This is a genomic window from Lysinibacillus sp. KCTC 33748 (assembly GCF_002237755.1).
Lineage (GTDB): Bacteria > Bacillota > Bacilli > Bacillales_A > Planococcaceae > Lysinibacillus.
The window spans coordinates 11,119-30,860 of the sequence record NZ_MWSJ01000019.1 but is presented as its reverse complement, the minus strand read 5'-3'; the positions used below and the strand labels follow the sequence as shown (position 1 = coordinate 30,860).

Sequence of the window (19,742 nt, the reverse complement as noted above, 5' to 3'; positions counted from 1 at the left end):
ATTACTTAATACCAAAGGCGATTTTCAACACACAGCTCTTCATCAAAAGAATCCAGAATTGCCTTTTGTTCAATTTCTGTAACACCAAGTAGAGAAGCCTTTTTTTCTTTTAATAAAGTTACCATCGACGGATTTTGCTCTAAATATTGGATCGTATTAATCATAAAATCTCCTCATTTCATTAGTTTTTTTATAGCTACACTTTCTGGAATACACCTTTTGCCAATCTTTTACCAAGGGATTAATAACCATAAATGTAACTATACCCCCATTATACTATCTCTTTACGTTTAATCAACAATATTTTCTACAATTCGCTAAATAAACGATAGATTATGTATCATTTTCACAAAATGTACTAATTTTCCGAATATTTTGTTTTAACACTATTTTAACCTTCCATAACTTGATATCATTTCAAAATAAAAAAGCGTATTCCTTCTACTCTTTTAAAGTTGGAATACGCCAATGATTCATTATTTATCTTTTTTAAAAGGAACTACTTTCAGTACTTGTCCAATTTCCCCCAATGATTCAATTTGCCTTATGGCTTTATCCTAAGAGTATTTTCCCACAAGGGATTATTCCTGCACAATATTCTTTCCAGAGTCCATTTAACCAACTATTATTAATATCACAAAGCAATGCCTCTAATAATAATGCAATATCATCTGATAAATAAGCCGCAAGATCGGATGACTTTGAGTGCTCAAATATTGCTTTAAAAGTTCTCTCCCTTAAGCTTTCAATTTTTTGTATATACCAAGTATCGACTGTACTATTTTTTAACTTCTTTCTTACCTCAGCATATACCTCCATCCACTTATTTGAAAACTCATCACTATCTCTGCTATCAAGGATATCATCGCATTCTTCTTGCGAAACACCTTTAATTATCTCAATCAATTTAGTATTACAAAAAAACTCCATATTCTCAAAAACTTTTATGTATATTTCCATAACGAAATCTCCTTTTATACCTACAATCCAATGAAATCCTTCTTGCAACCGTTGAGCTATGGAATGTCAGGAAAGTGGTTTGCGGATAGTTTTGATGATGCTATTACATTCGGTCAGCGAATGGGGCATGGTGTAGACCCTAAATTTTATGTAGTTGAGGTTGATATTCCAGATAATATTGTAGATAAAGCGTTTAGAGCGTCAGGTAAACATGATGGAATAGGAGCAGCCTTTTACTTTGAAGTTGCAGATTTAAACCATAATTCTGTTACTGTAAAGAGCCGTAACTCTGTGCGAGCTGATAAAAGTCTGAATACACTAGGAGGATGCAAATGAAAAAAGCAATAATATATTGGTTTTCAGAAGCGGAAGGAGGAAGAAAGGCTCCTCCAAAAGGAACAGAGTATTATCCAACTACAGAGATACTAGATGACGGCAATATATGGAGTTTAGCTATTAAATTTGATAGGACGAATCCAACGCAAAATAAAATGATAGATAACTGTGAAGTCTGTTTTTTATTTGATAATGCACCACAACACTTACTAAGTAGTAATACGGAACTTATCATTTGTGAAGGACCTCATAAAGTAGGTAAAATGATAATCAAGTAAGATATAATCTCCCTGTCAAAGCGAATATAATTGGTATTACAACCAGCGATGACTAAAAAAGAATTTGATATTTGGGATACCGCAAAGTAATAAGTTTACTACATCCTGTTATTATTTATCACTTGATATAAATGATTGTTATATACCGAAGCATATGTAAAGAAGACATCAGTATGTTCTTTCTTTACATATGTTTTTTTGTTAGATTGGAATTGTTTTTTCGTGTATTGATGTATTGTTTTCTTGATACAAGAGCAGTACGATGCGACAGGTAGATCAATACACCATCGAAAAATTAGTTAAAGGCGCGATACACGAAGACGAGTGTATAATTGGGATGTTAATCATCGATTACGAAGCATGGTAAACGAGTTAACAGGTGTAAAAGTTACCTATGGTTACGATGAATTCAGTAACCTCGTCTGGTCCAATCAAGGCGGTCAACTTGACTTCTTACACCGTAGTGTCGATGATGTCGGGAATTTAATTTTTAAATCTTTTAGCAGAAGAAAGGCAGCATCACCGCTTTGGGTATTGTTTGTCGTCGCATATAAAATAAATCGTGCAACGTCATCACGTGTAATATATAAATTTGCATTTTTAACGTTTGTCCACCAGTAATCTGTTTGTGAAAGCACGTTGTAGTACGGCTCATGGCCCTTAGATGAAGATAGTAAATTTTTAAATAAAAAACATATGTAAAGAAAGAGCTTATGACCTCCCCTTTACATGGTTCATACCTTCAGCTAAAATTAAGTAAAAAATGAACAAGAGCATCATATTTAGTGATTATCTTGGAACGCCTGTTGTAGCCTATAATGAAAAAGGAAATAAGGTTTGGTCAGCTGAGCTTGATATTTATGGTGAAATTACAGAATTTAAAGGTGAAAAAGATTTCATCGATTTTTGCACCTAAGCTACTTGTAATCTGTGAACGGTTACCTAATTCATCATAGATACTCGCAATCCAATAGTCATTCTGCCATTCCTTGATTACTTGTCCAGATGGGTCTCTCTCCAGTTTTACTTTCACATGCTCATTTTCGGTCTCAATTAACGAACCATTTTTATCATAGCCAAACGTTTCCCAAGTGTCATCATAATAATCAGCACGAATGACATTTCCTAAATTGTCATGTTGATACGCTGTCCAACGATCACCTGGTCGTTGAATTCTCTGAACCACCCCTGCCAGACTTCGCTCATACATTTTTTCTATCTCATCAAAGCCGATTTCTTTGATGATATTCCCTTTCGTATCTCGTTCAAACTGATACGCTTCGCCTTTTTCATTGATGACAGCGGTTAACTGCTCCTCTGTATCATAGGTGAATTTGACTTTCTTTCCACCTTGTTCTCGAGATACCAAGCTACCAAGTATGGTGTAATCAAAGGCTACCTGCGTATGGTTATCTTTCGCAAACACGACATCATCATAGGCATTGTACTTTAATTGAACATCGTTACCATCTGAAAGATTTGCCCTTACTAGACGATTCAAGTTATCATAACGGAATTTCTCTGTGGCCCCTAGCGGATTTGTCGTTGTTGTGCAATTCCCACGACGGTCATATGCCCATGTCGAACTCGTCCCATCTGGCAATGTTACTTGACTCAGGTTCAGATCAGCATCATAAGCTAAGCTTACCACATGGCCTTGTGAATTTGTCACCGTTTCAATTAAAAATTGCTCATTATAGGAAAAATCAGTCTTTGTGCCATCTTCTAAAATATTTGCCTGTAACGTACTGTCTTCATTATAGATCCACTGACGACTTCCACCCTCTGCGTTAACTGCCTGAATCAGCCTATCCTTCTCATCGTACTTAGAGGATAAAGTACTACCATCTGCAAGAGTAATCGTCACTGGATTTGCCCACTCATCATAGCTATAAGCCGTCACACGACCATCTTCATCTACTTCTTGCAGTAATTCAAAGTCCCCATTATATTGATAGCTTTCTTCGCTACCGTCTGGATGAACAATTTTCGTACAGAGGTTATCTTCGTTAAAATTGTAATAACTCTTATGGCCTAAGCTATTCGTAATTTCGTTATAGCCCTCGTGATAAGAAAGCTCATAAGCAAGGACATTGCCATCTCCCCATGTTTTGACTACTCGTGCACCTGTAGTTGGGCCATCATAGCGCCAGAAGAAGCTATTTTTATTGCGATCTGTTTTTTGCATCATTAAGTGATTAACATATTTTAAATGCGTACTTTGCCCTAATGCATCTTGGATTTCGATTAAATCTTGCACATCATTGTAAACATAACGAACTAAGACTTCACGACTCATCTGGTTACGTAAGGCGACTTCTGTCATTCTGCCTGCCTCATTAGTAGTAACTTCGAGCACTCTTCCAACACTGTCGGTTACTTGGGATAGGAAACCTTTAAGGTTATAAGTAAATTGAATATGATGCGCTTGCTCATTTCTTACTTCTTTTAATCGGTAAGTTGTTTCTGTTATTTGTTCAAATACATATATCAATCGTGTATCATGCTCAAATAGGTGATACTCCTCACCTGTATTTGTTAAGGTCATTCTTTCTTGTTTGTTAAAATAAGGTAAGTTTATTGGTAAAATTGGAAACCCTATTGCGCGACCATCCGTCACAACTATCCCAATCAGGTCTTCTTCTTCAGAAATTTCTAAGGCTAGATTGTATGTAAAGTGCATACCATGACCTGACAAGCCAATGCGGCTACTATCACTGTACCATGCGCGTTCCCATGAAAGGGGGATGGGTCCAGGTAGTTCAAAGTCGATACCTTCATAAATCATACGCCCGGTAATTGTATCCACAGGATCTGAACATGTATTGGTATTTTTTTTATTCTGCCCATTTGTACACTTTTGCTTCTTTGATCCTTTACGATTAAATTTCTTTAGCGCGTCCTTGGCCATATCCTTCATACCGTCTAATACCTTCGACACACCGAGCAATTCATCCATCGAAGAAATGACTTTATCTGCAGCCGTCTTCACAGCCTTAGATGCTTTGTTAGCTAGTTCCGCTAGTCCCTTTACTGCATCTAACGTTTTAGATACTTTCGGATAAGCTCCTTCATCCCTTTTGCTAAAGCTTTTGAAGCATCTATTGCCTTATCAGCACCTTTTGCAGCATCAGCAGCTTTATCTAAGAGTTTTGCCCCTTTTTTGACCTTGTAAGCTGCTTTCGCGGCATCACCAACTACTGGGACTGCACCTACTAAGTTCATGGCTGCATCCATGTAATTCCCTCTTGCCAAGCTAATTCCAGCGTTCGCAATATCTACAAATGTACCGATGACAGGAATAAATCCAGCAACATCCAGTGCAGCACTTACGCCATCTACTAAACTACTAAACCAGCCTTTCTTTTCTTTCTTCTCTTCTGCCTTTTGCGGGAAGATTAAATCAACTTTCGTCGTAGCTTCGATGGCTTCTTCATTTAATTTCTGTGGTTGGCTTTGCTTCTCTATACCTTCTTGATCAATGAGCGTACTAATTAATTGTGTGTCAGCGGCCATAATCACATGACTTTGTTCCTTCGCTGATATCGCAATCCATTCTTCCGCTTCTACGGCTAGCTCTTTCATTCCACTAATTTCGAGTGTTTCATCGGCCGCAAGCATGATGGTACTGTTACTTTGAAATGTTACGCCATCTCCATCATCCATCTTTAAGTCCAAGACACCATCTACTGCACTAAAGGTAATATCTCCAGCACCTAATGTCACATCTTTGCCTACATTGGTCGCCAATGATTTAACGGTAGTGTCCGCCATTTTCTTCGTCTGCTTTTGCCCGCCTTCCGGTGTGGCTGGCTACTTGCGTATGGTTATCTTTCGCGAAAATGACATCATCATAGGCATTGTAATTTAATTGCACTTTGTTACCATCTGATAGATTTAACTTTTTCAATTGAACATATGTATTTGTTTTTTAAATCATGCTTTTTAAAATGCAACTTAACCATAAAACAGTTATTATCTTTTTAAACTATCAAGGTCTACTTTAGGTTTTTGCTTCTCGTGTCAATACGAAAAACCATTTCCATTTCCTAATATAAAAAACATATGTAAAGAAGGTACTTATAAGTCTTCTTTACATATGTTTTAAAACTTATTAAAATACATTGTTCCAAGCAAATAATATAGAATCGGTTGTAGAACGCACTATTCTTGTAAATCTTTTGGTGCTACCCCACGATTATTTTCCTTATTAGGATCTGCCCCATTCTCTAATAGATACCTTATTGTTGATGTTTCGTTGTTATTTTCCATTATTGCTCTCCATAAAGGAGTATTACCTATGTTGTCTACTGAATCAATTTCAGCACCATGAGTTATTAAAACCTTAACAATATTATATTTGTCATAGATTGCTGCAAAATGCAGTGCGGTTAATCCCGATTTATCTTTATTATTAACATTACATCCAATATCCACAAGGTAATTCACAATATCTTCCTTCCCTTCGACAATCGCGGACATCAAAAACGTACGCCCGTCCCTATCAACACTATCCAAACCGTATTTTTGTAAAAACGCATTAATTTTACCGTAATTAGATTCATTTAGTAATGTATACAACTGTGTATCATCGAATTTATTCATTTTCTTTTCTTTCCTTTCCTACACGGTTTCCCTGATTTATCTTCGTTCTTGTGAGATTGATTCAAGACAGGGTCCTCGATATGGTATAAATTAGGATTATTCATTCTATCATTAAATTCTTTCTGAGTTAAACCTTCAGCTTCAGCTTTCGCAACCTCACGCCAGTGCTCATGACCTGGTTTATGACCAATATCATACAATCCATCTGCGATACTATATTTCCGTCGTTTTCCACCAGATATTGGCGTACCCTCATTACTATCTAAAAAACGACCATCTTTTATTTTTGCTTTACTTTCAATTTCTTCTCTAGTAGATTTTCTTATATATGGGCGTCTTAATAGACCAAACACATCAACTTCACATAATGGATCACTTACATAACCATACAACGTAGGATTTCCACCCGAAAGTCCAATAGGGTCTATTTGAGTGTAATTCCCTTGTTCCGGGTCGTAGTACCTAAATCTATTATAATACAATCCTGTTTGAACATCTTCATACTGCCCTTGATAACGGAACGGAATGAAATCCTGCTCACCAGTGAAATCCATCACTCGTCCATAAATATCAAGCTCAGCTGACCAAACTTTATTACCTTCTTCATCATAGGCTTCTACAGGCGTTCCAAGATAATCACTAATGATACTGTAATTACCTTCACTCGTGATTTTAGCTGAAGGTATGAACTCATCATTAAACACCCATGTAACTAAATTGTCTGGTATTTCAGATTTACTCTGTAAAGAACACTCCTCTAGGTTTTCAAATTCGCCTGAATCTTCCTCCGAGAAATACTCATGTAGGATAGTATTCCCATCCCATACGAATCTCATAGTTTTCTCGTCAGAACACTTCTCTATCCGTCTACCTAGCGAGTCATACTTGAAAGTAACTTCTGTTTTGTCTGGTCTAATGACCTTCGACATCATGCCATTACCATAGTACTCGTACTTCCACGTATCACCATTCTTCTCAACCTTCTGAATCAGATTACCTTCATCATCATAAGTGAAAGTTGCCTCTCTCGTTTCAAGCAATCTGCTTCCAGCACCATAAACACGATCGGTCTTTTCTTTCGTTTCATACAAATTCCCGACATCATCGACACTGCGGTATAAGAAATCAAATTGACCGCCTTGATTGGACCAGATGAGGTTACTAAATTCATCGTAACCATAGGTAACTTTTACACCTGTTAACTCGTTTACCATGCTTCGTAATTGATGATTGACATCCCAATTATACACGCGTCTTCGTGTATCGCGGTTTTGACTACTTATTCGATGATGTGTTGGTCTACCTGTTACATCATACTGCCATTTACTGATGACATCTCCTGGTAAGATTCTCTCAATCTCTTGGCCAAGTTCATTGTACTGCATTGACACTGTCCAAAGTGATTGCTCTGAGCGAGAAGCTGTGATTTGCGACACATTCCCCATTTCATTACGAGCGACATCGATTTTTGCACCTAAGCTACTTGTAATCTGTGAACGATTGCCTAATTCATCATAGGTACTCGCAATCCAATGGTCATTTTGCCACTCCTTGATGACTTGTCCAGCTGGGTCTAGCTCCAGCTTTACATTCACATGCTCGTTTTCAGTCTCAATTAACGAACCATTTTTGTCATAGCCAAACGTTTCCCAGGTATCATCATAATAATCTGCCCGAATGACATTCCCTAAATTGTCATGTTGATACGCTGTCCAACGGTCACCCGGACGTTGAATCTTCTGAACTAATCCTGCCAGACTTCGCTCATACGTTCTTTCCATCTCATCAAAGCCAATTTCCTTGATGATATTCCCTTTCGTATCACGTTCAAACTGATACGCTTCGCCTTTTTCATTAATGACAGCGATTAACTTCTCCTCTGTATCATAGGTGAATTTGACTTTCTTTCCACCTTGTTCTCGGGATATTAAGCTTCCAAGAATAGTATAATCAAAGGCTACTTGTGTATGAATATCTTTCGCAAATACGATATCATCATAGGCATTGTACTTCAATTGTACGTCGTTACCATCTGATAAGTTTGCCCGTACAAGACGATTCAATTTATCATAACGGAATTTTTCTGTGACCCCTAGTGGATTTGTCGTTGTTGTGCAGTTACCACGACGGTCATACGCCCATGTCGAACTTGTCCCGTCTGGCAATGTTACTTGACTCAGGTTCAGATCAGCATCATAAGCTAAGCTTACCATATGACCTTGGGCATTTGTCACCGATTTAATTAAATATTTATTATTATAGAAAAATTCCGTTTTCGTACCATCTTCTAAAACATTTGCCTGCAATGTCCCATTTTCATTATAAATCCACTGACGACTGCCACCCTCTGCGTTAATTGCCTGAATCATTCTATCTTTTTCATCGTATAGTGCCGATAAGGTACTGCCATCTGCAAGAGTAATCGTCACTGGATTTGCCCACTCATCATAGCTATATGTCTCCACACGACCATCTTCATCTACTTCTTGCAGTAACTCAAAGTCCACATTATATTGATAGCTGACTTCACTACCATCTGGGTGAACAATTTTCGTACATAGGTTATCTTCGTTATAATAATAATAACTTTTATCGCCTAAGCTATTCGTAATTTCATTATAGCCCTCGTGATAGGAAAGCTCTCCTGCAAGGACATTGCCATCTCCCCACGTTTTGATGACTCGTGCACCTGTAGTTGGCCCATCATAGCGCCAGAAGAAGCTATTTTTATTGCGATCCGTTTTTTGCATCATTAAGTGATTAACATATTTTATATGCGTATTCTGCCCTAACGCATCTTGTATTTCGATTAAATCTTGACCATCATTGTAATCATAGCGAACTAAGACTTCACGACTCATCTGGTTACATAAGGCGACTTCTGTCATTCTACCTACCTCATTCGTCGTAACTTCTAGCACTCTACCAACACTGTCTGTTACTTGAGATAGGAACCCTTTAAGATTATAGGCAAATTGAATATGATGCTCTTGTTCATTTTTCACTTCTTTTAATCGGTATTTTGTTTCTGTTGTTTGTTCAAATACATAAATCAATCGTGTATCATGCTCAAACAAATGATACTCCTCGCCTGTATTTGTTAAAGTCATTCTTTCTCGTTTGTTAAAATACGGCAAGTTTATTGGTAAAATTGGAAACCCAACTGCACGACCATCCGTCACAACAATCCCAATCAGGTCATCTTCTTCAAATATCTCTAAGGCTAGATCGTATGTAAAGTGCATACCATGACCTGACAAGCCAACCCGACTACTATCACTGTACCAAGCACGCTCCCATGAAAGGGGGATAGGTCCAGGGAGTTCAAAATCGACATCTTCATAAACCATACGTCCTGTGATTAAATCAACGGGTTCAAAACCCCATTGACAAAATTTTTCACTTAATCCTTGTGTACATTTAAATTTACTATCCATTAATACTTTACGATTAAATTTCGTTAACCCTTTTGTAGCTATATCCTTCATACCATCTATTGCCTTCGACACACCGAGCAATTCATCCATCGAAGAAATGACTTTATCTGCAGCCGTCTTCACAGCCTTAGATGCTTTGTTAGCTAGTTCCGCTAGTCCCTTTACTGCATCTAACGTTTTAGATACTTTCGGATAAGCTGCCTTCATCCCTTTTGCTAAAGCTTTTGAAGCATCTATTGCCTTATCAGCACCTTTTGCAGCATCAGCAGCTTTATCTAAGAGTTTTGCCCCTTTTTTGACCTTGTAAGCTGCTTTCGCGGCATCACCAACTACTGGGACTGCACCTACAATGTTCATGGCTGCATCCATGTAATTCCCTCTTGCCAAGCTAATTCCTGCATTCGCAATATCTGCAAATGTACCTATGACAGGAATAAATCCAGCAACATCCAATGCTGCACTTACGCCATCTACTAAACTACTAAACCAGCCTTTTTTCTCTTTTTTCTCTTCTGCCTTTTGCGGGAAAATTAAGTCAACTTTACTCATTGCTTCGATGGCTTCTTCATTTAACTTCGGTGGTTGACTCTTCTTCTCTATTCCTTCTTGTTCAATAAGCGTACTAATTAATTGTGTGTCAGCGGCCATAATCACATGACTTTGTTCCTTCGCTGATATAGCAATCCATTCTTCCGCCTCTACGGCTAGCTCTTTCATTCCACTAATTTCGAGAGTTTCATCCGCCGCAAGAATGATGGTGCTGTTACTTTGAAATGTTACGCCGTCTCCATCATCCATCTTTAAGTCCAATACGCCATCTACTGCACTAAAAGTAATATCACCAACACCTAATGTCACATCTTTCCCGACATTGGTCGCCAATGATTTAACGGTAGTGTCCGCCATTTTCTTCGTCTGCTTTTGCCCGCCCTCTGGTGTGGCTGGATTCACACGCACCGAGCTGATAACGATGGCTTCTTCTTCAACTGCACTTGGAAAATGCAATTGAGCACGTGCACCTTTTTGAGGCATTAAATACATAACACCATTGGCATCTGCTGAATAGGCAAACCAATGTGCTTTTGCTTGGTCCTGGCTTTTATCTATATCTAAATGAATTTTAACGGTGTTTTGTGTAACATCAATGATCTTTCCTGTAAATGCTGCGCCAATGAGGTCTAAATTGCGTGCTAATCGTTGACGAATACTTTTCTCTGGTTGGGCAGTATATTGAAACTTCAGCACACCCCCATCAAGATGGGTTTCCCTAACCGTTACAACATAGGAACTTCCCTTGAATTGCACCAACGTGCCCAACTCATGGGGCTCCGTGCTTTCAAACTCACAAAAAGTATAATCGGCTTCACTCACATCCGTACCATCGTTTTCAGTAATCAACCGATACGCATCGACGTCCATACGTAATATAGATGGCAGATGGTCGATCGTTATACTTTTCCTACTTTGAGGTGTACCAAGCCAAAATCGAGCACCTTTTCCTTTTAAATCTGGAAAAACAACTGCGTGCAAATGAGAGGCCATTCTTTTAATAAATTCCCAATCTGTTTCTAAGTATTGAATCGCGATACTACCAATGGCTTGACCATTAGAAGCTTGGTCGATGTAATCCCCGTTAGGATAGGCTTTCACGATGTGATTTATTAATTGCACATACGTCATATTCGCATCTTGAAAAGAACGTGAGCGCTTCGCAATATCCATATCTGCAGTAAATGATACAGCCTCAACGGAGACATAGTGCACTCCTTGTGATGCCTGCAACTCTGCATTTTCAATTCTTCCTGAGAACAATATGGCACTTTCTTTTCCAAATTTCACAACCACTTCATCTGTATGATTGACCCGCTGAATATACTTTTGCGCTTGCTCTTCAGCGATCATTCCCGTAAAGTACAGCCTCGCATGGTCATTGCCCTTATGTTTGATAGTTAGTTTATCTAAATGAATAAGTGGATAAGGCCATTCGAGCACAAGATCCTCATACGTACTAACCATGTGTACTTCCTTTTCTTCTAGCGATTTCATTACTTACCTCCTTTCAATCAACCTCGTCTTTTAAAAACCTTGTTTCGGTATTTCTACTTCCTCTTGTCCGTCATGAATAATTTCGATTTTGCCTCCACCTGCTGAGCATTGGGTATGGCAGCGGCTTAATAACGCTTGCTTCCCCTCGATATTGACATTTTCCATTCCTTCCATCCAATCAATGGAACATGTTGGCGTACATGGTTTTTGCAACTGTAAACAAACACCAAAGGTTGGGATGTTGTCAGGGTTTCGATCCCCTACATTCATGACGGCTTTTTCTTTAATATAAACGCCATGGTCTTGCGGCAAATTTAAATAATTGAGATGGCTACCATGTTCACATGAAATGATTGCTCCATGTACGACATAACTAAATTGCTCTTGTTCCGAACCTTCTGTTTCCAAACTTTCTACAACTTGAGCCATTAAATATCCTTCCTTTCGTATCGCTTGAACACTGTTTCAAACTACGACAGTGTTTTGGAATGATTTATTAGAATGATCTATCGACTTTGTAGTTTTACTCGCTGCAGCTGAATCCCGAGATATGGTCGTCGTAGCATACTTTCTGCCACGTCTAAATTGACGATGGTGAACGATTCCTTTTTGCCGTCGACTTGAAAAATACAATCCAGTTCCACTTTCTTCGGGTCAATTACGAGCTCCTTTATTTGTCCGTCTGGATAATAAGCCGTCTCATCGGAAATACAGTTCTTCTTGACAATGTCCATAAGCCAATGCACACGCTGTGTTCCTTTCTTCACATCCGTAAAGACAATCGCTGTAAATTCTAAGTTATCCTCATATTTCACCAATAACCCTTTTAAATCATCCGACACGATTCTTCGGGGCTTCTCTAAATAATCCAGATATACCGCGTTTTCTTTTTCTATTACTTCCCCGAATACAGATGAACAAACAAAGTTATCATCGAGGTCTGTTTTGAAAGGAATAATTGGATTTGTAATGCTTTGATCTTGCCGAACAATAAAATACTCCATCTTTTCCTCCTGTAACTATCATTTCTGTTGATTTTTAATGAATCCACTGAATGTCTTTTATCTGGTCTGGGCTAAATAGACACTTCTCTTGATCGCGTTTAAAAAAGGTAGCTCCTTTTAAATTAGCACCTGTAAAATTAGCGCCTGCAATCTGCGCAAACTCAAATTTTGCATTTTCCAAATTCGCATGACTGAAATCAGTACCTAGGTAACAGGCAACTTCGTCATCGGGAAGCAGCAGCGTTTTTCCCTGTGCATGCGTAAAATTAGCACCTGCTAAATTGGCATTTCGAAAATCAGCATCTTGAATGCCTGCATAGGAAAAATCAACATTCGCTAAGCTACAATCTACAAAACTAGTACCGACGCAAACACTTTGTTTCAATGAAGCCCCTTCTAAGTCACTGCCATTGAAGTTTGCATAGGAAAAGTCCATTTCGTTGAAGTGTTTTTGCTGTAATTGTAGACTTGAGAAGTTTTCAAACGTATACGATTTGTCCATCTCGTTTTTCTCTAACCATGAGACAAGATTTTCTTGCACCCGTTCTCGTTCGTCGATGATCGCAACATCTTCACTAAATCCTTTATATTCACCGACACGAAATCGTAAACACGCGGCTCGATTAAAGTCTATTTCAGGTACGCTTTCTTTTTGATAACGGAAGAGATAGCGTACCAATTGAATAATATACTGATGAAACAGAATCACTGTCTGTTGAATAATTCCTCGAACGTCAGCTGCTTGGATGGAGAGATATGGCTTTCTTTCTTTTTCAAGCGTTTTGTGTAAATCTATAATCGCCTCACTAAGCCAATCCGCTTCATATTGTGCCGTGCATTCTCCCCAGTCGTAGTACCATTTTTCTCCATAGGCTTCTAGCAAATACGTACACTTGTTATCTAGTAATGATGTTCGTAGCAATGAAAAATGAATAAAGGCAACTGGTGCCAACTTCCCTTGCCCCTGCCGATTTCCAATATTTGCAAACAATTGTTCAAGCGAGTTAATGATTGGTTTTAATAAGTTTTCCTTCTCTTGGCGAAACTGTCGATCAACCTTCTCTTGTAATCGGCTGATATGAACTGACACGCATTCATCCATAAAATGCTGTAATGCTTCTTCTCGTTTCATGCGTTCACATCCTCACTAATTTGCTCGTACTTCTGTTCCTTTAATCTCCATTTTGTCTTCCATCTTGATTGAACTGTCTTTACAAATCATCTCTATTTTCTCGGTCGCATTAATCATAATTTGCTTCGCATTGATGGCGACTTTATCTGTTGCTTGTAAGGTAATATTTTTATCACTTATGATGGAGATCCCATTATCATCCATAAGCGAAATCATTAATCCTCCACCAGATATGACAATACGATCGGGTGCAAGTAGAATTTGTTTACCGTGCTTCGTTCTAAGTGTTTTGACATCTGGATCAGCCATCCGCGCTGGGTCTTGGCGGTTATCCTCTGGTGGTGCAGGTCTTGACCCACCGCCACCTCCACCACCGCCACTAGCACTGGTACTTCCACCGCCTCCTGGACTAGGCGGATTCGTCGCTGCTAGCATCGAACCAGATTGTGGTGGTGCTTTTGATACGGAACTAATCGCAATCCCTTCATCCTCACGATTGCCCGGGAAATAGATTCTAACGTTATCAGATAGCTCCGGCATGAAGTACCATCCTGTATTATCTTCTGATGCATAGATCGTTGAATATGGAAACCAATAAGCTGTATCTTTTTCTTGACCCTCATCGAAATCGACATGAATACGAATTTTGTCTCCCGCAACATCAATTACTTTCCCTTGAATGGAGGCACCAATAATAGCTTGATTATAAGTAGTATGAACACTGAAGCCGTTCTGAGGTGTTAGCGTGTAGATATGCTTGAACAAGCCATCTTTTAAAGTTGAGTAGATTTTATAGACATACAATTTCTTTGATTGGAACGTCACTTCATTACCTATTTTGAATGGTTGGAACGATTCTACTTCATAGTACATGTAGTCACTATCAGTAATACCGTCGAGATGATTTTTACTGGACACAAGGAAATTGCCAATCGCCTTTTTAACTCGATAATTGATGGCCTCCATTTTTTTCGTGCCTCCAGCTTGAAACGGTACACCGAAGTAAAACTTTGCGGCCGGATGAACCGTATCTGGCACCAGGCCTGTATGGAATCGCGATGCCATTCGTTTAAGAAACTCCCAATCCGTCTCTATATATTGCATCGTAAAGCACCCAATAGTAGAGCCCTTTGAGGCATAATCCATGAAATCTGCACCTTTTTGATCAGCAATACATGCATTAATTAATTCACTATAGGGCATACTCGCATTTTGATAAGTTTGATTTTTCTTCTTCACATCCAACAAATACGTATGCGAAACTGCTTTAACCTCCAAATAATAGGTGCCCAAAACTGATTTTACTTGTACATCTAATGCCAGCCCATTAAAGATCGGAATAGTTTGTCCACCACTGCCGATTTGCACGACTTCAATAGCCGTTTCTGCATCCGTCATATATACATAGGAATCTTCGAATTCATCTGGAATCACGCCCGTTAAATGCAATGTAGCATGCTCATTCATCTGTTGCGTAATTTCGATTTTATTGACGCGAATATTATAGGGCATCACGATGATATCTTTATACGTTAAGGCAGTTTCCTTTTTCATCAAACAACACCTTCTCCATCTAATAATTTGTTTTCAACCGAGATAGATTCCATCATGCCGTAAGCAATGGGTTTCCAAATATTCATCTCTTTTTTCAAACAATTAACCGAGCCCATCGTCACATTCTCGCCTACTATAAACAAAAACATTAAATTATAAATCTTGTTATCTAGTGCTGGCGTAATGAAATCAAAGTAACCAATTTGTACATCGTTAACTTCATTCATACCGTTATCCAACATTTTTGCAGTTGGCTGCGTCTTTTGAAGGATGTTCCTCATGGCCTCTGTGAAGTCTTCTAATTCCTCTGCTTTTATCTGTTGTTCCATGATTTTCAGCGTGACATTGATGGACGTACTTTCGCTTGTATAAATATAATCGGGTCTACGACTGGACGGATATTTAATATCCATTAATTCAGGCTCCATCACATCAAAGGTTGCAGGCATGCACATCCGGATTTGATCCTCATAAAAACTCATTTCTTTAAACTCAATCGTTTCATCTTCAATTATGAGCTGACCATCTTTAATCGCTTTCACAATATCAGTATTTAATAATTGGTTTTCGATGTTCTCCATTCGTTTCTTCTGCCTTGCATGTTTCGTCATCTCGATTACTTCTTCATCCATGAAATTCATTTTTTTCGCTCCTTTGTTTCGATTCTTTTTTCTCTATCTCATAGCCTTGTCATTTTTTGCTTTCCTATTAAGGCTAACTCAGCTGACATGATTGAAAATAGCTTCGGCATACGAAACGAAATCTTTCCTTCCATGACATGCTGAATCAATGACCGGTATTTCCTGCTCATCTATATTACAAAGTCCTAGGGAATGCTCCTCATACGATGTTTATCTTTCTTATAAAACCGCTTCCTTTTGAGCTATTTCACGTTGTCCATTCTTGAACGTTTCTTCATCAGTAGACTATCAGCTAGTCAACAATCATGCGCTTTGGTCGCCCTTGACTGTGACCTGTCATACGACCACCTCGTTTTGATTCCAATAAAATACGGTTCAAGTATTTATGAATTTGACTATTAGAAAATGTTTGGTAGTCTAGCTCTAGCCGATTGCAAATATAAAAGTCGATTGCATCTCGTTGAACCCGTTCCTGATTTATGCACTCTAAAGCAAAAGCTATATCGTACGGATTCGTTGGGCGATTTTTTAACAGCTCTCGTGCAAAATAGTGCAAAATGATTGGATGATAAGTGCTTTTATGAAAACCTGCATACTGACTGTGAAGATAATTAACCGTATTGTATTCAGTCGCAATATCGGAAAAATCAATATACTCCGAGCGCAGTTTTGCACCCGATTTTAATTTAAAGCGCGCCAACTCTAGCTCATTATTTGCAAGTTCTAATGAATCATCTAGGACTATTTCTGTTATGAAGTTTCTAAAATCTAATTCATTCACTTCTTCAGCAAATCGTACTTTTAAAATTGTTTCACTTCCTGTTGCCTCATAAGGAAGCCCGTAGCTACTATGTAGCATATAGAGCTTTCCGTTATGCTTGATAATGCCTTTCGCTATTATGAGGCTTTTATCTGCTACGATAATATTGGCACCAGCAATAATGCCATTAGAATAATCTTGGAAATATAAATCTAAAAATTCTCTTGGGAAATCTCGCAAATTTTCTAGCATTTCTCGCTTTAAAATGCGGCCCTTTTGAAAATGTGGAAATTGATTAGCAAACAAGCTGTCACCCACCTCTTTTCTTGTTTTTCACTGTTTACTTTAATCCATCAAAGAAATCCAGCTCAGACAAATCGGTTTCAAAGGCAAAGAATTCCTTGCTTCCGATAAACAGTTGTTCGTCTTTTCTCGCTACTGGAACTACATGGAAGCCCCAATTATCTTCGCCTGCAAAGACAAAGAACTTCACTTCTCCATTCGTGATGGAATCCGTCTCGTCTTGCGGAATTTTATCTTGATAGTGCATTGCAATATTCTCATAAAGAACAGGTGCATAATCTTCCTGACGATTTAAGTAAGTGTATTTAAACGATGAGTGATCGTCGTTGCCTGTGAGGAAGAACTCCACCTCTTTTACTCCCCATGGACGAGAAATCGTACCGTGAATTTGATTCAATCTTTCTAAGCTACTAATCAGTAATTTTTCCTGACGATTATGTGTAAAGGCACTGACAGCATAAGGGACAACTGGTGCATGGTTCGTCACTTCTGTTTCAATCATGCCGATTTTCTTGGCATTTAAATAACGAAGCGCTCCCCTTAAACAAGCAAGCTTTAACTCTGGAACTTTACCGATATTTTCAGCCTTTTGTCTAAACTCAATGCTGCGTCCTGGTACAAATTCCTTTAAAGCCTCGCGAAATGCGTCTATTTTACAGGATTGTCCCGTCAACTTAATGATGGAATAGTCACTCAGTATGCCACTCTCATAAAACTCCTCTAAAAACTCTCGCACGATATCATAAATATCTGCCTTTATGAGATGATTGATTTCTTTAATGTTGAAAAAGACATTTGGGAAGTCATAAACTTCTTTAAATTGATTGTTTTCTACCAACGACAGGCACCAGCGATCTACTGCTGTGACATTTAAATCACTATCGTGCTGCATATCGTTATCCGCATAGAAACGACTTCTTAATATACCTGTTTTGCGGAAAAATTCCTTCTTCATCTCTTCTGCCATTTCCCATAAGAAATAATAATTATTGCGAACACGTAGGTACTCATCACGTGTGCGATTTTCATATTCCTTAAAGCGTGTAGGGATAATATTTTCAGCATCTACAAAGGCTTTTTCGAATTGCTCGTACACCGCTTCTACGCCATGATCGTCTACATATCGATAAATATCCTTACCAGGAATATCGATTAATGCATCGATATCATAATCATTTTTTCCTCGACTATAATAGTTGGCAAAAACGATTTTCATAAATTGGAAAATACGATACGTAATATTGTTGCCACCAAAATTCGTATCTCCATTTTCATAGGTAGTATGAATATCAATTTTGTAAGAAATATGGCCGTCCTCTATGCGAAACTTACAAGAAGAAAGGTCTGTTGTTCCGCCTCCACAATCGATCACAAGCGCTTTATATTCCTTGCCATCGAGAAAACTATCATTCTCTATTTGATTGGCGATTGTATTATAAAGAACCGACATCCCTTCATCGAGAGCATGCTCAGTTTCGATTTGGTATTCGGGTAAAATCGCACGAAACATATCTAAAAATTGTGTTTTCAGCTTAACAGGACTGGAAATATGTAAATGCTTGAAGCGACATTTAAATTGATGCTCCGCCATTCGAATAATATAAAGCATAAACTCTCTTAAAATTTGGCTTCGTGGAACAAGTGCAGTATTCCCGTTAGCATCCATCACCTCTTCCAGCTTGGCATAGTTACTAACCCATCGCTTAATACCTTGGAATTTCGTAGCCAATGATGTATAGCTATTTTTTTTCATCATTTTTAACGCTTCATAGCCGTAGTGATAGTTTACTTGGTCTGCATTTGAGCAATCTGCGACAGTCATGACCGTCGGCACTACTTCGATCCATTCGTTTTGATGAAGTGGGTCTGGAAATTGCACAAAATTGATGCTATTTAGCTGAATTCTGTCATTTAATAAATCATGACTGCAAGGAGAGGACACATAATCACTCTCTAAATAAACACCAGCCGTTGTATTTGTTGTACCAAAGTCAATCGCAAGAATGGCATTCGTTGTTTCCAGCTGTTTCATCTCTAAATCTGGTATTGGAACTTTATAATAATGAAGATTTGTTGGCGGAAGTGGGGTCTCCTGATAATACGTCTTATAGATATACTCAGAATCTTGCTTTCTTAAAAAAATAAAGCTGTAGTTTTTATTGTTTGTCTTCCGAATTCCAATTGCTTGGTCAGCAGCGAAATAGTATTGATTTGGGACTTCGTCGTCTTTAAGGATATTTAGAATGCCGCAAAGTTCCAGCTGCTCATTGACTAGCAGTACGTTAGATTCAACAAGAAAACCGCCTGTTTCCAAGAAATACTGATCGGGTTTATCAATCTTCATTCCGCTATATAAGCTCATTTTGGCAGGAATTTTAATGTCACCATTGTCAGACATCGGTGTTTTTAAATACTCTTGCATAGCCGCTTCTACTCGTTCAAAGCCCCCATCCTTTTTTTCTCTAATAAGAGGGTTTTCTTCAGAGCCACGGTATCTTAAAATTTTGTCGATTAACTCGTCTCTTGTCAGTGTATTAATAAGCCCAGTCACCAGCTTTTCCTTATAGCAAATATTTCTAAGCTGGAAGGTTGTCATTTCCATTAGTTCTACTCGTGTATAGGTCATATATTTCTTTTCTGTATTACGCTTATTGGCATACAGTTTATATGAATATTTAGTTGTCAT

16 protein-coding genes are annotated in these 19,742 nt (G+C 38.4%); 3 read left to right on the top strand and 13 right to left on the bottom strand.

Annotated features, from left to right (window positions below; translation table 11 throughout):
- Nucleotides 1–5 precede the first annotated feature (5 nt).
- Both comX and B1B04_RS18730 read right to left on the bottom strand, forming a co-directional pair.
- Nucleotides 6–164: a competence pheromone ComX gene (comX, locus tag B1B04_RS18735; RefSeq protein ID WP_079562919.1), complete on the bottom strand. Its 159-nt coding sequence runs from the start codon at nucleotides 162–164 to the stop codon at nucleotides 6–8.
- 388 nt (nucleotides 165–552) lie between these two features.
- Nucleotides 553–960, bottom strand: coding sequence for a hypothetical protein (locus tag B1B04_RS18730; RefSeq protein ID WP_079562918.1), 408 nt, complete (start codon nucleotides 958–960; stop codon nucleotides 553–555).
- A gap of 63 nt (nucleotides 961–1,023) precedes the next feature.
- Here B1B04_RS18730 and B1B04_RS18725 point away from each other — a divergent pair, with 63 nt between their 5' ends.
- From B1B04_RS18725 to B1B04_RS18715, 3 genes are all read left to right on the top strand, one after another.
- The gene (locus tag B1B04_RS18725; protein WP_079562917.1) at nucleotides 1,024–1,296 is read left to right on the top strand and encodes a hypothetical protein; all 273 of its coding nucleotides are present in this window, start codon (nucleotides 1,024–1,026) and stop codon (nucleotides 1,294–1,296) included.
- Nucleotides 1,293–1,574 (top strand): hypothetical protein, encoded by a 282-nt coding sequence (locus B1B04_RS18720; RefSeq protein WP_079562916.1) that lies wholly within the window; start codon nucleotides 1,293–1,295, stop codon nucleotides 1,572–1,574. Before B1B04_RS18725 ends, B1B04_RS18720 begins: the two co-directional genes overlap by 4 nt.
- A 360-nt stretch (nucleotides 1,575–1,934) precedes the next feature.
- Nucleotides 1,935–2,195: a hypothetical protein gene (locus tag B1B04_RS18715; protein WP_079562915.1), complete on the top strand. Its 261-nt coding sequence runs from the start codon at nucleotides 1,935–1,937 to the stop codon at nucleotides 2,193–2,195.
- A 220-nt stretch (nucleotides 2,196–2,415) separates the two neighbouring features.
- Here B1B04_RS18715 and B1B04_RS18710 read toward each other — a convergent pair whose 3' ends face one another.
- The 11 genes from B1B04_RS18710 to B1B04_RS18660 all read right to left on the bottom strand — a co-directional run bounded on the left by B1B04_RS18710 (nucleotide 2,416) and on the right by B1B04_RS18660 (nucleotide 19,742).
- Nucleotides 2,416–4,566 carry a DUF6531 domain-containing protein gene (locus B1B04_RS18710; RefSeq protein WP_079562914.1) on the bottom strand — a complete coding sequence of 717 codons (2,151 nt, stop codon included), beginning with the start codon at nucleotides 4,564–4,566 and terminating at the stop codon, nucleotides 2,416–2,418.
- A 47-nt stretch (nucleotides 4,567–4,613) separates the two neighbouring features.
- A complete protein-coding gene (locus tag B1B04_RS18705) occupies nucleotides 4,614–5,348 on the bottom strand; it encodes a hypothetical protein (protein WP_079562913.1) in 735 nt (244 codons plus the stop codon).
- Nucleotides 5,349–5,738: 390 nt separating this feature from the next.
- The gene (locus B1B04_RS18700; RefSeq protein WP_079562912.1) at nucleotides 5,739–6,179 is read right to left on the bottom strand and encodes an ankyrin repeat domain-containing protein; all 441 of its coding nucleotides are present in this window, start codon (nucleotides 6,177–6,179) and stop codon (nucleotides 5,739–5,741) included.
- On the bottom strand, nucleotides 6,176–11,662 hold the full coding sequence (locus tag B1B04_RS18695; RefSeq protein WP_079562911.1) for a DUF6531 domain-containing protein: 5,487 nt from the start codon (nucleotides 11,660–11,662) through the stop codon (nucleotides 6,176–6,178). The genes B1B04_RS18700 and B1B04_RS18695 overlap by 4 nt, the downstream gene beginning before the upstream one ends.
- A 30-nt stretch (nucleotides 11,663–11,692) precedes the next feature.
- Nucleotides 11,693–12,091: a DUF4280 domain-containing protein gene (locus B1B04_RS18690; protein WP_053596527.1), complete on the bottom strand. Its 399-nt coding sequence runs from the start codon at nucleotides 12,089–12,091 to the stop codon at nucleotides 11,693–11,695.
- Nucleotides 12,092–12,168: 77 nt separating this feature from the next.
- Nucleotides 12,169–12,666, bottom strand: coding sequence for a hypothetical protein (locus B1B04_RS18685; protein ID WP_079562910.1), 498 nt, complete (start codon nucleotides 12,664–12,666; stop codon nucleotides 12,169–12,171).
- A 34-nt stretch (nucleotides 12,667–12,700) separates the two neighbouring features.
- Nucleotides 12,701–13,798, bottom strand: coding sequence for a pentapeptide repeat-containing protein (locus tag B1B04_RS18680; RefSeq protein WP_079562909.1), 1,098 nt, complete (start codon nucleotides 13,796–13,798; stop codon nucleotides 12,701–12,703).
- Between the two features lie 15 nt (nucleotides 13,799–13,813).
- Entirely contained in the window at nucleotides 13,814–15,352 is a 1,539-nt protein-coding gene (locus B1B04_RS18675) for a phage baseplate assembly protein V (protein WP_079562908.1), read from the bottom strand.
- A complete protein-coding gene (locus B1B04_RS18670; protein WP_079562907.1) occupies nucleotides 15,352–15,993 on the bottom strand; it encodes a hypothetical protein in 642 nt (213 codons plus the stop codon). Before B1B04_RS18670 ends, B1B04_RS18675 begins: the two co-directional genes overlap by 1 nt.
- Before the next feature lie 292 nt (nucleotides 15,994–16,285).
- Nucleotides 16,286–17,059 carry a DNA and RNA helicase gene (locus B1B04_RS18665; protein ID WP_079562906.1) on the bottom strand — a complete coding sequence of 258 codons (774 nt, stop codon included), beginning with the start codon at nucleotides 17,057–17,059 and terminating at the stop codon, nucleotides 16,286–16,288.
- Between the two features lie 34 nt (nucleotides 17,060–17,093).
- Nucleotides 17,094–19,742, bottom strand: coding sequence for an acetate and sugar kinases/Hsc70/actin family protein (locus B1B04_RS18660; protein WP_079562905.1), 2,649 nt, complete (start codon nucleotides 19,740–19,742; stop codon nucleotides 17,094–17,096).

Excerpts from the sequence above, each read along its gene's own strand:
- comX (WP_079562919.1), bottom strand. The coding sequence starts at position 164 with ATGATTAATACGATCCAATATTTAGAGCAAAATCCGTCGATGGTAACT.
- B1B04_RS18730 (WP_079562918.1), bottom strand. The coding sequence starts at position 960 with ATGGAAATATACATAAAAGTTTTTGAGAATATGGAGTTTTTTTGTAAT.
- B1B04_RS18725 (WP_079562917.1), top strand. The coding sequence starts at position 1,024 with ATGTCAGGAAAGTGGTTTGCGGATAGTTTTGATGATGCTATTACATTC.
- B1B04_RS18720 (WP_079562916.1), top strand. The coding sequence starts at position 1,293 with ATGAAAAAAGCAATAATATATTGGTTTTCAGAAGCGGAAGGAGGAAGA.
- B1B04_RS18715 (WP_079562915.1), top strand. The coding sequence starts at position 1,935 with ATGGTAAACGAGTTAACAGGTGTAAAAGTTACCTATGGTTACGATGAA.
- B1B04_RS18705 (WP_079562913.1), bottom strand. The coding sequence starts at position 5,348 with ATGGCGGACACTACCGTTAAATCATTGGCGACCAATGTAGGCAAAGAT.
- B1B04_RS18700 (WP_079562912.1), bottom strand. The coding sequence starts at position 6,179 with ATGAATAAATTCGATGATACACAGTTGTATACATTACTAAATGAATCT.
- B1B04_RS18695 (WP_079562911.1), bottom strand. The coding sequence starts at position 11,662 with ATGAAATCGCTAGAAGAAAAGGAAGTACACATGGTTAGTACGTATGAG.
- B1B04_RS18690 (WP_053596527.1), bottom strand. The coding sequence starts at position 12,091 with ATGGCTCAAGTTGTAGAAAGTTTGGAAACAGAAGGTTCGGAACAAGAG.
- B1B04_RS18685 (WP_079562910.1), bottom strand. The coding sequence starts at position 12,666 with ATGGAGTATTTTATTGTTCGGCAAGATCAAAGCATTACAAATCCAATT.
- B1B04_RS18680 (WP_079562909.1), bottom strand. The coding sequence starts at position 13,798 with ATGAAACGAGAAGAAGCATTACAGCATTTTATGGATGAATGCGTGTCA.
- B1B04_RS18675 (WP_079562908.1), bottom strand. The coding sequence starts at position 15,352 with ATGAAAAAGGAAACTGCCTTAACGTATAAAGATATCATCGTGATGCCC.
- B1B04_RS18670 (WP_079562907.1), bottom strand. The coding sequence starts at position 15,993 with ATGAATTTCATGGATGAAGAAGTAATCGAGATGACGAAACATGCAAGG.
- B1B04_RS18660 (WP_079562905.1), bottom strand. The coding sequence starts at position 19,742 with ATGACAACTAAATATTCATATAAACTGTATGCCAATAAGCGTAATACA.